Source organism: Faucicola osloensis (genome assembly GCF_020041925.1).
In the GTDB taxonomy this organism is placed as follows: Bacteria; Pseudomonadota; Gammaproteobacteria; order Pseudomonadales; family Moraxellaceae; genus Faucicola; species Faucicola osloensis_D.
Genome location: NZ_CP083409.1, coordinates 1,731,624 through 1,744,918, shown reverse-complemented (window position 1 = coordinate 1,744,918; position 13,295 = coordinate 1,731,624). Strand labels below are relative to the sequence as shown.

At 43.1% G+C, this 13,295-nt stretch carries 9 protein-coding genes, 2 tRNA genes and 1 pseudogene; 5 read left to right on the top strand and 7 right to left on the bottom strand.

Annotation, left to right across the window (positions count from 1 at the left end; all coding sequences use genetic code 11):
* Positions 1 to 391: 391 nt before the first annotated feature.
* The 4 genes from LAJ61_RS07710 to nirD all read left to right on the top strand — a co-directional run bounded on the left by LAJ61_RS07710 (position 392) and on the right by nirD (position 7,104).
* The gene (locus LAJ61_RS07710; protein ID WP_159768976.1) at positions 392 to 1,864 is read left to right on the top strand and encodes an MFS transporter; all 1,473 of its coding nucleotides are present in this window, start codon (positions 392 to 394) and stop codon (positions 1,862 to 1,864) included.
* A gap of 132 nt (positions 1,865 to 1,996) precedes the next feature.
* Positions 1,997 to 3,964: a bifunctional protein-serine/threonine kinase/phosphatase gene (locus LAJ61_RS07705; protein WP_224053451.1), complete on the top strand. Its 1,968-nt coding sequence runs from the start codon at positions 1,997 to 1,999 to the stop codon at positions 3,962 to 3,964.
* A 187-nt stretch (positions 3,965 to 4,151) separates the two neighbouring features.
* On the top strand, positions 4,152 to 6,716 hold the full coding sequence (gene nirB / locus LAJ61_RS07700; protein WP_224053450.1) for a nitrite reductase large subunit NirB: 2,565 nt from the start codon (positions 4,152 to 4,154) through the stop codon (positions 6,714 to 6,716).
* A gap of 67 nt (positions 6,717 to 6,783) precedes the next feature.
* Positions 6,784 to 7,104 (top strand): nitrite reductase small subunit NirD, encoded by a 321-nt coding sequence (nirD, locus tag LAJ61_RS07695; RefSeq protein ID WP_224053449.1) that lies wholly within the window; start codon positions 6,784 to 6,786, stop codon positions 7,102 to 7,104.
* A 64-nt stretch (positions 7,105 to 7,168) separates the two neighbouring features.
* Here nirD and cobA read toward each other — a convergent pair whose 3' ends face one another.
* From cobA to LAJ61_RS07660, 7 genes are all read right to left on the bottom strand, one after another.
* Positions 7,169 to 8,035 carry a uroporphyrinogen-III C-methyltransferase gene (cobA, locus tag LAJ61_RS07690; RefSeq protein ID WP_224053448.1) on the bottom strand — a complete coding sequence of 289 codons (867 nt, stop codon included), beginning with the start codon at positions 8,033 to 8,035 and terminating at the stop codon, positions 7,169 to 7,171.
* A gap of 134 nt (positions 8,036 to 8,169) precedes the next feature.
* Positions 8,170 to 8,781, bottom strand: coding sequence for a molybdenum cofactor guanylyltransferase (gene mobA / locus LAJ61_RS07685; RefSeq protein WP_224053447.1), 612 nt, complete (start codon positions 8,779 to 8,781; stop codon positions 8,170 to 8,172).
* Positions 8,771 to 9,304, bottom strand: coding sequence for a molybdenum cofactor biosynthesis protein B (gene moaB / locus LAJ61_RS07680; protein WP_224053446.1), 534 nt, complete (start codon positions 9,302 to 9,304; stop codon positions 8,771 to 8,773). The genes mobA and moaB overlap by 11 nt, the downstream gene beginning before the upstream one ends.
* A gap of 207 nt (positions 9,305 to 9,511) precedes the next feature.
* Entirely contained in the window at positions 9,512 to 11,140 is a 1,629-nt protein-coding gene (locus LAJ61_RS07675) for a BCCT family transporter (RefSeq protein WP_224053445.1), read from the bottom strand.
* A 798-nt stretch (positions 11,141 to 11,938) separates the two neighbouring features.
* Positions 11,939 to 12,015, bottom strand: a tRNA-Asp gene (locus LAJ61_RS07670).
* 36 nt (positions 12,016 to 12,051) lie between these two features.
* A tRNA-Val gene (locus tag LAJ61_RS07665) sits at positions 12,052 to 12,127 on the bottom strand.
* 262 nt (positions 12,128 to 12,389) lie between these two features.
* Positions 12,390 to 12,881: a glutathione peroxidase gene (locus tag LAJ61_RS07660; protein WP_224053444.1), complete on the bottom strand. Its 492-nt coding sequence runs from the start codon at positions 12,879 to 12,881 to the stop codon at positions 12,390 to 12,392.
* Between the two features lie 186 nt (positions 12,882 to 13,067).
* Between LAJ61_RS07660 and LAJ61_RS11225 the strand changes: the two are divergent.
* Positions 13,068 to 13,223, top strand: a pseudogene (locus tag LAJ61_RS11225) (helix-turn-helix domain-containing protein); the annotation flags it as partial.
* Between the last annotated feature and the right edge of the window lie 72 nt (positions 13,224 to 13,295).

Here is a 13,295-nt window from a genome sequence, read left to right as displayed (position 1 = left end):
GTTTTAAACCGTTGTTTTTTACTGTTTTTTATGGTGTTTTAAATTTTGGCTATTATTTGTCGGACAGTGTGATGGATGTTGACCACTCTTTGAATTTAACCTCTTTAACTGTAGATAACTGTTTGAGGGTTTTTAAAATATTTTTAGACATTTTTTTTGCTTATTTATTTGCATTATTCTTTTACCTTATCGATTACTTACCAAAATAGTGCAGTACAGCATCAAATTTTTATCATTTATGCCAATCGGTGAAAGTTTTATCACAGCAAAATAGCTAATTGATGGGTCATTCAAAAAAATTATTGCAAAAACAAAAGCTTATGATAATGGCATAAATATTGCTTTTGCCTTGTTACCGTGAACCGTACAGGCTTACTTAAAGGAGAAGCAGATGCCCCAACGTTTACCGCTGTTTGCTATGAAATTACCCCGTATCAAGGTGTTACATTACACCTGGTTTGCTTTTTTCGTCACCTTTTTAATTTGGTTTGCTCATGTGGCATTGATGCCAACTATCAAACAATATTTTCATTTGAGCGATGGACAAGTCAAAGCGATCTTGATGCTCAACGTGGCTTTGACCATTCCTGCTCGTTTGCTAATCGGCGCGATGGTCGATAGATACGGCCCCAAGCGTTCATATAGTGCTGTGTTGTTGATTAGCGGTTTTTTGTGTTTTGTGTTTGCTTTTGCCCAAAGTTTCCAAATGCTGGCGATTGGACGATTTTTGCTAGGTTTTGTCGGTGCAGGATTTGTGGTTGGGATTCGTTTGATTTCAGAATGGTTTCCTGTCAATGAAGTCGGCTCGGCAGAAGGGGTGTACGGCGGTTGGGGCAATTTTGGGGCGGCAGTAGCATCAATGTCGATGCCGATTCTTGCCTTAGTGTATGGCGGTGCAGACGGTTGGCGGTATGCGATTGCGACCACAGGCGTGATTGCGATTGTTTATTCGGTCATTTTTTATCGTGGCGTCAGTGATACACCCAAAGGCGCGACTTATTTTAAACCAAAAAAATCAGGCGGTTTGGAAGTATCAAACAAGGCAGATTTTTACTTTTATGCGGTGATGATTTTACCGGTTTATGCGATTTTGTTTTTGTTGGCATGGCGTTTGTCACCTAGCGGATTAAAATTATTAACCGCTAATCAAACCATGCTGGCATATGCGGTGGTGGCGGTGCTTGTAGTCTATCAATATATCAAAATCTGGTCAGTCAATAAGCATTTATTTGATACATCTCGCCCTGCGGTAAATCCAGAATATGGTTATCAGTTTAAACAAGTGGCGATTTTGGACATGGCGTATTTAGCATGTTTTGGCTCTGAATTGGCAGTGGTGTCGATGTTGCCGCAATTTTTTATTACCAACTATGGTGTATCGCATACTTTAGCAGGGTTGACTGCAGGCTGTTTTGCGGTGATGAATTTATTTGCTCGTCCTGGCGGTGGTTTTATGTCCGATGCGGTCGGTCGTCGTAAAGTATTGATGATTGCATTGGCAGGGCAAACGGTGGGTTATCTGCTAATGACGCAAATGACCAAGTTACCATTGGCGGGTGCAGTGGCAATCGTGCTGCTTACTTCTGTATTTGTGCAAGCAGCATGCGGTGCAGTATACTCAGTGGTTCCGCTAATTCAACGCCGTATGACAGGGCAAATTGCTGGTATGGCGGGTGCGTATGGTAACGTAGGTGGGGTGTTGTTTTTGACTATTTTCTCTATGGTATCGCCAACAGGATTCTTTATTACCCTCGCGATTTTTGCAGGGATTGCCTTTATTGGTGCGACCTTCTTGAGCGAGCCACAAGGACATATGATCGAGGTGCACGAAGATGGCACGATTGAGCGAATTGCGGTAGCCTAATCGCTCTTTAAATCCAACCAAAAAATAGTCAACCAGTGGACAAGGAAATCTAGTTAGTAAGGCAAAAAAGGGTGTATGCCCTTTTTTCATTTTTGCACAATGCGTAGCAACCGTGCTAGTAAGGAAAAACCCATGTCAAAAGCCATTCAGCAAAATCCCGCCAGTTTTCAATCCTTACCACAATCCTTGCCGCAACTGCTGACCCGTGCTGCTAGTCATGCAGGGCGCAAAGCGGAAAATCAAGATACCTTGACAATGCAAACGTTGGTGCCAACAGGGAATAGCTGCGCCGCTCAGCTTGCATGGCAAGTCACCGCTTTAGCTGACGGCGTTAGCAGCTGCGGACAGCCAAAGCTCGCCAGTCAATGGGTGATTGATACGCTGATCGACCAATTAACCATGCACCAAGCTGACATGGTGACTACCCCAGTTACTACCCCCATTACTAGCGCTGTTACTAGCGCTGTGACTAGCGATTCATTGAATAACAACAGTGCCGAAATGCTGGCACAAATGCTCACCAAAAGCGTGCATATTATCAATGATTTTTTGTATTTTAGTGATCACCATGACAGCTTTGATTCAGCCTCGCAGCGATATTTGCCCAAATTACTCTCAACCTTATCTGGGCTGCTGTTTACCGAGCCGCTATTATCCGAGCACGCGGCAGTGTTATTCCACACGGGCGACAGCCGTATCTATCGGCTACGACACAACAAACTGCGCGTACTCACCCAAGACCACAGACACAAACGAGGGCGAGACAAAGGCGCGTTAGCCGCTGCACTTGGCGCAGATGCCCATGTGGAATTACAACTTGCCCAAATTGATGTGTTGCCCGAAGATGTGTTTTTGATAATGACCGATGGCGTATATGAATTTATCGGTGATGATGAATTATTGTTACTCACCCAATCGGCATTGGGCAAATTGTTGGCGCTGGATAATTCCACCACCTTAGACTTAGAAAATTTGCCAGAAAACTTGTGTCAGGTGGCATTGGAAAATGGCAGTAATGACAATGTCAGTTGCGTGATGATAGCGGTTTTGCCAAAAGTTGCGAGAATTTTGGCGAATGCAGATTTTGACAAAGCTGACCTTGCCGAACATACAGACAGTCGTCATGCCGTTACCCGTTTACGCATTCCGCCTGTGCTGACGGTCGGCGATAAGCTTGATCATTTTACCATTGACAAAGTAGTGCAAAACACGCCACGCAGTAGCGTGTATTTGGCAACCGACAGCACCGCTGACACAGGCGATAATCAGCGTATTATCAAAGTGCCGTCTGCCTACTATGAAGACGATAGCGGATTTTTACGGCTGTTTTTAAAAGAAGAAAAAATAGGGTTAAGCCTCAATCATCCAAGCTTACTAAAATTTTACCCTAAACCGATGAATAGCCAGTATCTGTACCATGTCACCGAATTTTTGCAAGGCATGAGCTTGCGTGAATTTATCGACACCCAGCCGCCGTTATCGGTTGCCCAAACTTTTGCTATTGTCAATCAAATTGGCATGGCGCTGCGAGCCATGCACCGTAATTATTTACTCCATCAAGATATCAAGCCCGAAAATATCATGCTGCTGCCATCGGGTCATATCAAGCTCATTGACTTTGGTTCGGTTGGCTCGTTACTCCTAAAAACAGCGCATACACCACCTGTGGGCGATTTGCATTACATTGCCCCCGAATATTTTAGCGATGCACCAAAAGGGGTGTATTCCGATATTTTCTCGCTGGGTGTGGTGACTTATGAGATGCTGACAGGGCTACAGCCGTTTGATGTCGACACCTTGACCACTGCGATGACCGCCCAAACCACCCAAAAACTGGCGTTCAAAAACGTGCGCCAATTGCGCACGGATTTACCATTTTGGGTCAATGACGTGCTGATTCGTGCTCTGCAAGCAGATAGCAACCGCCGCTATCAGAGTATTGGCGATTTTCTCACCGACCTTGACCCCAAAAGCCATGCCGACGATAAAGCCAAACAGCCGCTGATTGACAAACATCCTGTACTATTTTGGCAATTGGTAAGCGGGATATTAACGGTGCTGTTGCTCATCACTTGGCTACTGGTTGCGTTAAATCACTAACAATGTGATTTATTTTTCTTAACAGACAATTAACCTATATATTTTAACCCATTGAAATTTATAGTTAATTTAAATATTGGCATAAAGTTTGCTTATTAACAGTATAGAAAAACTTGGGATAATACACGCCAAAAGCCAGTCATTATCCTAGTCAAAAAGCCAATGTTTCGTCAGAAGAGATAAATACATGAAAAATCTTATCGTCATCGGTAATGGCATGGTCGGGCACCACTTTATCGAAAAAGCGATTGAAAAACGCCTACACCAAACTTACCAAATCCATGTGTTTAGTGCTGAGAGTCGCCCTGCGTATGATCGCGTGTATTTGTCCAGTTACTTTGAACACAAAGATGCCAGTCAATTAAACTTGGTGGATTTGGCGCACTATGAGCAAGCGGGCATTACTTTGCATTTGGGTGAAGGCGTCGCAAGTTTTGATGCACAAACCAAAACCCTTATCACCAGCAAGGGCAACACCTTAGAATTTGAAAAATTGGTGTTAGCAACAGGCTCGTATCCGTTCGTACCCCCCGTACAGGGCAATGACCATGCCCACTGTCATGTATATCGCACCATTGATGACTTAGACGCCATCATCGCCACCGCCGCCAATTCTCGAGTACAGCGTGGCGTGGTTGTGGGTGGTGGTCTGCTCGGACTTGAAGCCGCAAAAGCCTTGGTCACTTTGGGGTTAACCACGTATGTAGTCGAGTTTGCACCCCAACTTATGGGCGTACAGCTAGATGCCGCAGGCGGAGAGTTGCTAAAGAAAAAAATCGAAGACTTGGGCGTTACGGTACTAACCGGTAAAAATACTCAGCAAATCATCGACAACCATGACGATGATGCCAGTTTTTTAACCATGCAATTTGCTGATGGTAGCTTGCTTGATACCGATTTGATTCTATTTAGTGCCGGGATTCGCCCTGAAGATACTATAGCACGAGATTCTGGGCTAAAACTTGGCGAACGTGGCGGTATCGTCATTGATGACACATGTCAAACAAGCGAGCCAGATATTTATGCGATTGGAGAATGTGCATTATGGGATAACAAAATCTACGGGCTGGTTGCTCCAGGCTACACCATGGCAAGCGTATGTGCGTCACAAATAGCAGGTGAGCATGACAGCCTATTTGACGGTGCCGACATGAGTACCAAACTCAAACTGATGGGCGTCGATGTCGGCAGTATTGGCGATGCCCATGGCAAAATCAAAGACAGTTTAAGCTTTGTCTACCAAAACCCAAAAACAGGCGTGTATAAAAAATTAGTCACCTCGGACGATGGCAAACGCTTGCTCGGTGCGGTACTTGTGGGTGATACGGAAGATTACAGCAACTTGCTCCAGTTATTTTTAAATGGTATTGATTTACCATTACACCCAGAAAGCTTGATTTTACCAAATGTCGAAAAACCTGTGATGGGCGTTGAAAATCTGCCCGATACCGCTACCCTATGCTCATGTTATAACGTCAGCAAAGGTCAAATCTGCGCAGCAGTGGACAATGGGGCCATGACTTATGAAGACATCAAGAGCTGCACCAAGGCCAGTACAGGCTGTGGCGGCTGTGCTCAAATCGTCAAAGATACCTTAGTGTCAGAACTCAAAAAGCGCGGTATCGAAGTTAAAAACCACATCTGCGAGCATTTTGCTTACTCTCGCCAAGAGTTGTATCACTTGGTGCGTGTCGGCAATATCCACACCTTTGAAGAGATGATTGAAAGACACGGACATGGTGACGGCTGTGAAATCTGTAAGCCTACCATTGGCTCGATTATGGCATCATGTTGGAATGACTATATCTTAGATAAACCACTGGTTGCGCTACAAGATACCAATGATGCTTTCTTGGGGAATATCCAAAAAGATGGTACTTACTCAGTCGTACCAAGGATTGCAGGTGGTGAAATTACCGCCGAAAAACTCATCGTACTGGGCGAAGTGGCTCGGGATTTTGGACTTTACACCAAAATCACTGGTGGGCAACGTGTGGATTTATTTGGTGCACGTAGTGACCAATTGCCCGATATTTGGGAACGCTTGATTAATGCAGGGTTTGAAACAGGTCATGCGTATGGCAAATCACTACGGACTGTTAAGTCTTGTGTCGGTAGCACATGGTGTCGCTATGGGGTTGATGATAGCGTTGGCTTGGCGATCGAACTGGAAAACCGTTATAAAGGCTTACGTGCCCCTCATAAAATCAAATTCGGTGTATCAGGCTGTACCCGAGAGTGCGCCGAAGCCCAAGGCAAAGATGTTGGTATTATTGCCACTGAAAACGGCTGGAACCTTTATGTCTGTGGCAACGGCGGTATGCGTCCTAGACATGCTGAGCTGTTTGCCAGTGATTTGGACACAGCCACGCTGATTAAATATATCGATCGTTTCTTAATGTTCTACATAAAAACAGGCGACCGCTTACAACGCACGTCAGTCTGGCGTGAGAAAATGGAAGGTGGTCTTGAGTATATTCAAGACGTGGTTATCAATGACAGCTTGGGCATTGCTCATGAGCTTGAAACCCAGATGCAAGCGGACATTGATGCTTACCAGTGCGAATGGAAAACCACACTGTCTGACCCAGAGCGCCTTAAACGCTTTAAGCACTTTATCAACAGTGACAAAGTCGATGACAACGTAGTGTTTGTCGAAGAGCGGAGCCAAATTCGCCCTGCAACGGCTGAGGAAAAGCAAGAATTGGCTTACAACGCCATTGCCGCCCAAGCGGACATCGAGCTTGCTTAATGGTTAACCATAGCAAAATGGCGCTAATTTAGCATGCCATTTTCAATCAAAACAATGGAAAATTACGATGAACGAAATCTGTAAAATTGACGATATCATCCCCGAAACAGGCGTTTGTGCGCTAGTCAACGGCGAACAAGTTGCCATCTTTCGGACCCATCATGACGAAGTATATGCCATGCATAACTTTGACCCATTTAGCAAGGCTAACGTCATTTCTAGGGGGCTACTTGGTAGCTGTGAAATTGACGGGCAAAAAGTGCGTTATGTCGCGTCACCTATGTATAAACAACGTTTTGACTTGGCAACAGGTAAGTGTCTTGATGATGAGCGAGTTTCGTTAAGATCGTATCCAGTTAAGGTCAATCATGGCGTGGTGTTTATTTAACTAAATGCCGACAATATATAAAGGGGTATAGAAATCATGCCCCTTTATCTTTACCCCAATCAAACTACACCACTAATTGTTGATAATATTGCCGACTGGCATTTAACTCATTATATAGTGATACGACTTCGCCCATGATCATCACTGCAGGGGAAGGCAGTTTGGCAATATTTTGTAGGGTTTGAATGGTATCAAGTGTCCCGATTAATACCTGTTCATTCTCTCGGCTGACATTGGAAATAATGGCAAATGGAGTATCGGCTGATTTACCTGCTTGCAACAAGCCTTGTGTCAGCGATGGCAAGGTATTTAACCCCATATAAAAAATCACCGTTTGATTATCCGCTAACAACTCAGCATATTGCTCATTCGGCGTATCCGTCTTTAAAAACCCTGTCACAAACTTAACGGATTGCGCATAGTCGCGATGGGTGAGCGGAATATTGACGCTATTGGCAACCGCTAATGCTGTGGTAATGCCTGCAATTGACTCACATGCAATGCCGGCGCTCACTACGGTCTGCATTTCTTCACCACCACGACCAAAGATAAACGGATCGCCTGATTTTAGCCGAATGACGATTTTACCTTGCTTAGCAAGCGTTACTAACAAGCCATTAATATCTTGTTGTGGCATACTGTGCTTTGCACATTTTTTTCCAACGTAAATTTTCTCTGCTGTTGGGTTAATCGCCAAAACCTCATCACTAACCAAATTGTCGTAACAAATCACATCCGCTTGCAAGATGGTTTTATAAGCTTTGATGGTCAAGAGTTCAGGGTCGCCTGTACCTGCACCAACCAGATACACTTTGCCCTGATTTTGTACAGATTTTGCATGTTTGGGGGCTGTAAGAAGGTCAAAACGATTTTCTTTCACGCTGTCATTGGGAAAAAATTCAACACTCACAGGGCTACTGATTGAAGGCATAGCAGTTTTCCAACATAATCAAACAAGGTAATTTAAAAATGCAATTACCATGCCTAAATTTTAACTCATACCCTTAATTGATGAAATTATTTTATATCCTGTTAATGTGAATAATTTCCCAAAATTTGACCTATTTATCCTATGTCATTGAGTGAGTTCAACGCCAAATCAAATTCATTTTTGGTATTAAAATTTGCTAAAGCTATCCATTCATTTGGCAATGCAGCGGTTTGTATTTTTTTATCCGCCAAAAACTTCATCACTGCGCGCTGACCCTTATCCAAATAATCGTATAATTTTATTAATAAATCCGTACGATACAAACCCAACAATGGATAATCCTTTTCAGCTTTTAAATAAATCACCGCTTCATTATCGGTTACCGGATAATGCAACTTATCAAAAACTTGATGGGCATGAACCAAACTATCACAGCTTATCACCAGTAAATAATGGTAAGGAGACATGACTTGATTCATGGCACTTGCCATGGCTGATAACGCCCCTGCTCCTTTGCCATTTTGTTGATTTGGCAGATAATCATCAATGATTTTGACGGTTGTATCATGACATAAGCCCTTACCATTATCCGCCACCATGACAGGGACATTTAAGCATTTGGCATGACGAATATGAAAATCAAGCAAAGTTTCGCCATTTGGCAAGCTTAATAGCGCCTTGGGCAAACCCATCCGAGATGATTCACCCCCCGCCAAAATCACCACCCCTGCCAATTTAATGGTCATGTTTTGGGTTTTCACGCATCAGATGCGGCACAAAGTTACATGGACGGGTACGGTTGTCGAGCTGTTCTTTGATGATGCCTTCCCAGCCCGTGCGACAGGCACCCGAGGAGCCCGGTAAACAAAAAATCACCGTATTATTCGCCATGCCTGCTAGGGCACGAGATTGCAAGGTTGACATGCCGATTTCATCACGAGATAACGCGCGGAACATCTCACCAAAACCTTGTACTTCTTTATCAAACAGCGGGCTTAGGGCTTCAGGGATTTGGTCACGGATATAAAAACCTGTCCCGCCGGTAGTAATGATAGCGTGAATCGCGGGATCGGCAATCCATTGACTCACGATAGCACGGATTTGATAAATATCATCGGTGCGTATGGCTCGCTCTGCCAGGGCATGCCCTGATTCGACAAGGCTATCGGCTAGGTATTTACCAGAGGTATCTTCTTCTAAACTGCGGGTGTCTGATACAGTTAAGATTGCGATATTAAGCGCAATAAAAGGTTTTTCAGCTTTGCTCATTGGGGTTTCCTCATTATTTGATGGGCATACAATTTTATGGGCATATCAAATATTGCCATAGATTAGGCGTTTGTTATAGCATTTTTCTTTGTAACGCATGTCTAGGCTGTCAATCTGTCAATTAACGCCCATTGCTTGACTGCCTAGACGGGCATCAGCTTTGCGACGCTTGCACCCGTCCATTTATGTTAATCAAGAAAAACAATATTACTCATCTTTAGCCACCACGGGCGGACCCAGCAATAAATGCTCATCAATAAACTCATTCGCTGAATTATGCTCAGCAGACTCTGCCGTGATATACCACTGTTGATTACGGTACAAGGTCAATCTATCGCGTGTTAGCCCTCGCCATAGACAATACATCATCACAAACACCACGATGGCAAACGGGAAGCCTGCAATAATCGCGACCGCTTGCAACGCGGATAACCCCCCTGCCACCAATAATACCGCAGCGATCACCCCTTGGCTCAATGCCCAAAATAACCGCTGGATTTTTGGCGGATTGGTATCGCCGCCTGCGGTGAGCATATCAATCACAAGGCTTGCCGAATCTGACGAAGTGACAAACCACAACATAATCATCACCACAATCACCAACGTCAAAGGCTTGGTTAAAGGATAATATTCAATCAGTTTAAAAATCGCACTACCATAATCGGCTTTGACTGCTTCTATCAACCCATAATTGCCCATCAATTCCATATGTACCGCGCTGCCGCCAAAGGTGGTAAACCAAAAGAACAACAACAGCATCGGGATAAATAACACCCCAAAAATAAACTCTCTGATAGTACGACCCCGAGAAATACGCGCCACAAAAATTCCCACAAATGGTGACCAACTCACCCACCATGCCCAATAAAAAATCGTCCAATTTGCCTGCCAATCCGTATTGCTATACGCCTCACTCCAAAATCCTAGTGGAATAAGTTGACTGGCATAATTGCCGATATTTTCAATAAAACTATCGATGATAAACTGGGTGGGACCAAAAAATAACATAAAGCCAAGCAGCAACACAGTCAGCACAATATTGATATCGCTCAAGCGTTTAATCCCTTTATCCAGCCCCATCATCACTGATAACGTCGCCATCGCGGTAATAATCGCAATCAAACAAAGCTGTACCGGGACATTATTGGGAATACCAAACACATTGCTAAAGCCTGCGTTGATTTGCATCGCACCCAGCCCCAAGGATGTTACCACCCCAAACATCGTGCCAAACACCGCAAGGGTATCAACCACATGCCCCCATTTGCCATAGATTTTTTGACCAATCAACGGGTACAGCACCGAGCGAATCGATAACGGCAAGCCACGGCGATAATGAAAATATGCCAATGACAACGCCACGACACAATACAATGCCCACGCATGAATTCCCCAATGCAAAAACGAAATACTCATCGCTTGTTTAGCTGCTTCTACGGTTTCGGCTTGCCCCATCGGAGGCGACATAAAATGATATAACGGCTCTGCCGTCCCCCAATACAACAGACCAATCCCAATTCCCGCACTAAACAGCATCCCAAACCATGACAGTAAACTATACTCAGGATGCTCTGTCTGATGGCCAAGCCGAATATCGCCATAACGACTCAAGGCAATATATAGGCTAAACACCACCGTGACATTCATCAAAATGATAAAAAGCCAACGAAAACGGTGGGTAATAAAAGACTGCAGTTGGTTAAAAACCTCCCCTGCCAACTCACCAAATAACGAACCAAAAATAATAAATCCGACAATCAGCAATGCGGAGGCAATAAAAACAGGGCGATTAACCCGAGGAAAAGGGCCGAATTTTTCGACTTTCACAAAACTCATAAAGATATCTTTTTATTAGATTAACTGGACAACAACCTTAACAAATTATTTACAATATTTCAAATTACAGCAAGATTTAACAACGTCTATATATCATAAAAATAAAATTAAGTTTTTGATTATGAAGGATATATATCTTAACATACTGTAACATTTTAGTAGAATATACAAAATAGGATTAATTAATTTTATTTAATAAATTAGTATAATTATAAATTTTATAATTCAACATTTGTTACCTATCTATCTGCTTTAATTTGATTAACTGACGCCTCATTTGGACTACGACCCCGTTGGATAATAGGATGCTTTCAATGATGGGCTTCGGGGAAAACGCACTGGCAAGTTGGTAGTGGGGCGATGGGGATATTGCGGTATAGCTCATGCGATAAAATACGAGACTTTGTTGTTCGATTGCATGAATTTTGGTTGCCTGACAGCTTGTAATGAAATCCGCCTTTTAATTTTTACTGTACTTTTTGTATTTTAATCATTGGCTTTAATAATTGGCGGGTGACCCTACAGACCGTCAGCCAAAATTTTTGCTCACAAAATGGTCACGTTTTGGTCACAAGCGTTTGGTCACGTGAGTTTTACTTAAATATCAAAAATAGATATCTTTTCAACTTAACAATTAAAATCAATTTTCCTAATCACATCAAGATAAAAATTTATAAAACAATATATTTTTTAAAATCAATAACTTAGTATAAAATTTAAGCCAAAAAAAACCTCAAATCAGGGGAGATTTGAGGCATAAAACTTTAAAAGTTTCGTTTTTAAATCCACTAAAATAAGTGGCGCAGCGGACGGGACTCGAACCCGCGACCCCCGGCGTGACAGGCCGGTATTCTAACCTACTGAACTACCACTGCACGGTAGCTGATGACGATGACCCAAACTTGTCAAATTGGTGGGTCGTGACGGATTCGAACCGCCGACATTCTGCGTGTAAGGCAGACGCTCTACCAACTGAGCTAACGACCCATCGTCTGTGGAGGGTATTATAGAGAATTTATTTTTGCTGTCAACGATTTTTTTTAGCAAATGTTAAAATTTTTTAAAAATTTTACTGAGTATGTCATGTGGTTGTCACATAAAAAACCTATCATACCTACATGGCCAGCAAGGTCATAGCTAACAATAAGAATAATAAGATAACAATAATAACAATGTCTCTATCGCTTGTCACCCAAAGGATTTAATTCCCCCAATTAAATCCTTTTTATTTTTTCTCTCAAGCTTTTTCTCACGGTTGCGCCAGTAGTGCTTTGATATCCGCTTCAAGGTCTTGGGGGGCTTTGGTCGGTGCAAAACGATCTACGACTCTACCATGTGTATCAACTAAAAACTTGGTAAAGTTCCATTTGATGGCGTCACCCAACATACCCTTACCCTGTGGCTGTGATTTTAAAAACTGATAAACAGGATGGGTGTCTTTACCATTGACGTCAACTTTCGCCATCATCGGAAAGCTCACGCCATAATTGATTTGGCAAAACTCACTAATTTGCGCTTCACTGCCAGGATCTTGCTGACCAAATTGGTTGCAGGGAAAACCCAACACCACCAACCCTTGGTCTTTATAAGCTTGGTATAGCTTTTCTAAGCCCTCAAACTGTGGGGTAAAGCCGCATTTGCTTGCGGTATTCACAATCAATACGACTTTACCTCTAAGGGTGTCAAAATCAAATAGCTGACCCCGAATATCGGTCGCGGATAATTGGTAAAAATCTTCCATAGCAAATCTCCTTGTTGTTAGTTAAAAAGTTGTTAGTTAAAAAATTGTAAGTTTTTCTTGCGTTATTATGCTGACAAGCGTAGTTTATCTATTGGCAGTTATCTGCAATATTTATACTTTAAATTTGTCAGTATTTCTGACAAAAATTGATATGATTTATTAATACTCAAACGGAATTCCCCCGCTATGCTCACTGACGTTAAACTATCGGCTGGACAACGCTTGACGCAGCTGCGTAAAAGCAAAGGTCTGACCACTGCTGAACTTGCCGATTTAATGACCCAAGCTGGTGCTAAAGTTAGCCGTGCCGCGATTTCTAATTGGGAGCGCGGCTCCAATGGCATCGTGTCCAATAAACTGCCTGTGCTTGCCAGTCTGTTAGGGTGCAGCGAAAGCTATTTGCTATCAGGTACT

Coding starts and splice junctions, on each gene's coding strand:
- LAJ61_RS07710 (WP_159768976.1), top strand. CDS start 392: ATGCCCCAACGTTTACCGCTGTTTGCTATGAAATTACCCCGTATCAAG.
- nirB (WP_224053450.1), top strand. CDS start 4,152: ATGAAAAATCTTATCGTCATCGGTAATGGCATGGTCGGGCACCACTTT.
- cobA (WP_224053448.1), bottom strand. CDS start 8,035: ATGCCTTCAATCAGTAGCCCTGTGAGTGTTGAATTTTTTCCCAATGAC.
- moaB (WP_224053446.1), bottom strand. CDS start 9,304: ATGAGCAAAGCTGAAAAACCTTTTATTGCGCTTAATATCGCAATCTTA.
- LAJ61_RS07660 (WP_224053444.1), bottom strand. CDS start 12,881: ATGGAAGATTTTTACCAATTATCCGCGACCGATATTCGGGGTCAGCTA.
- LAJ61_RS07705 (WP_224053451.1), top strand. CDS start 1,997: ATGTCAAAAGCCATTCAGCAAAATCCCGCCAGTTTTCAATCCTTACCA.
- mobA (WP_224053447.1), bottom strand. CDS start 8,781: ATGACCATTAAATTGGCAGGGGTGGTGATTTTGGCGGGGGGTGAATCA.
- nirD (WP_224053449.1), top strand. CDS start 6,784: ATGAACGAAATCTGTAAAATTGACGATATCATCCCCGAAACAGGCGTT.
- LAJ61_RS07675 (WP_224053445.1), bottom strand. CDS start 11,140: ATGAGTTTTGTGAAAGTCGAAAAATTCGGCCCTTTTCCTCGGGTTAAT.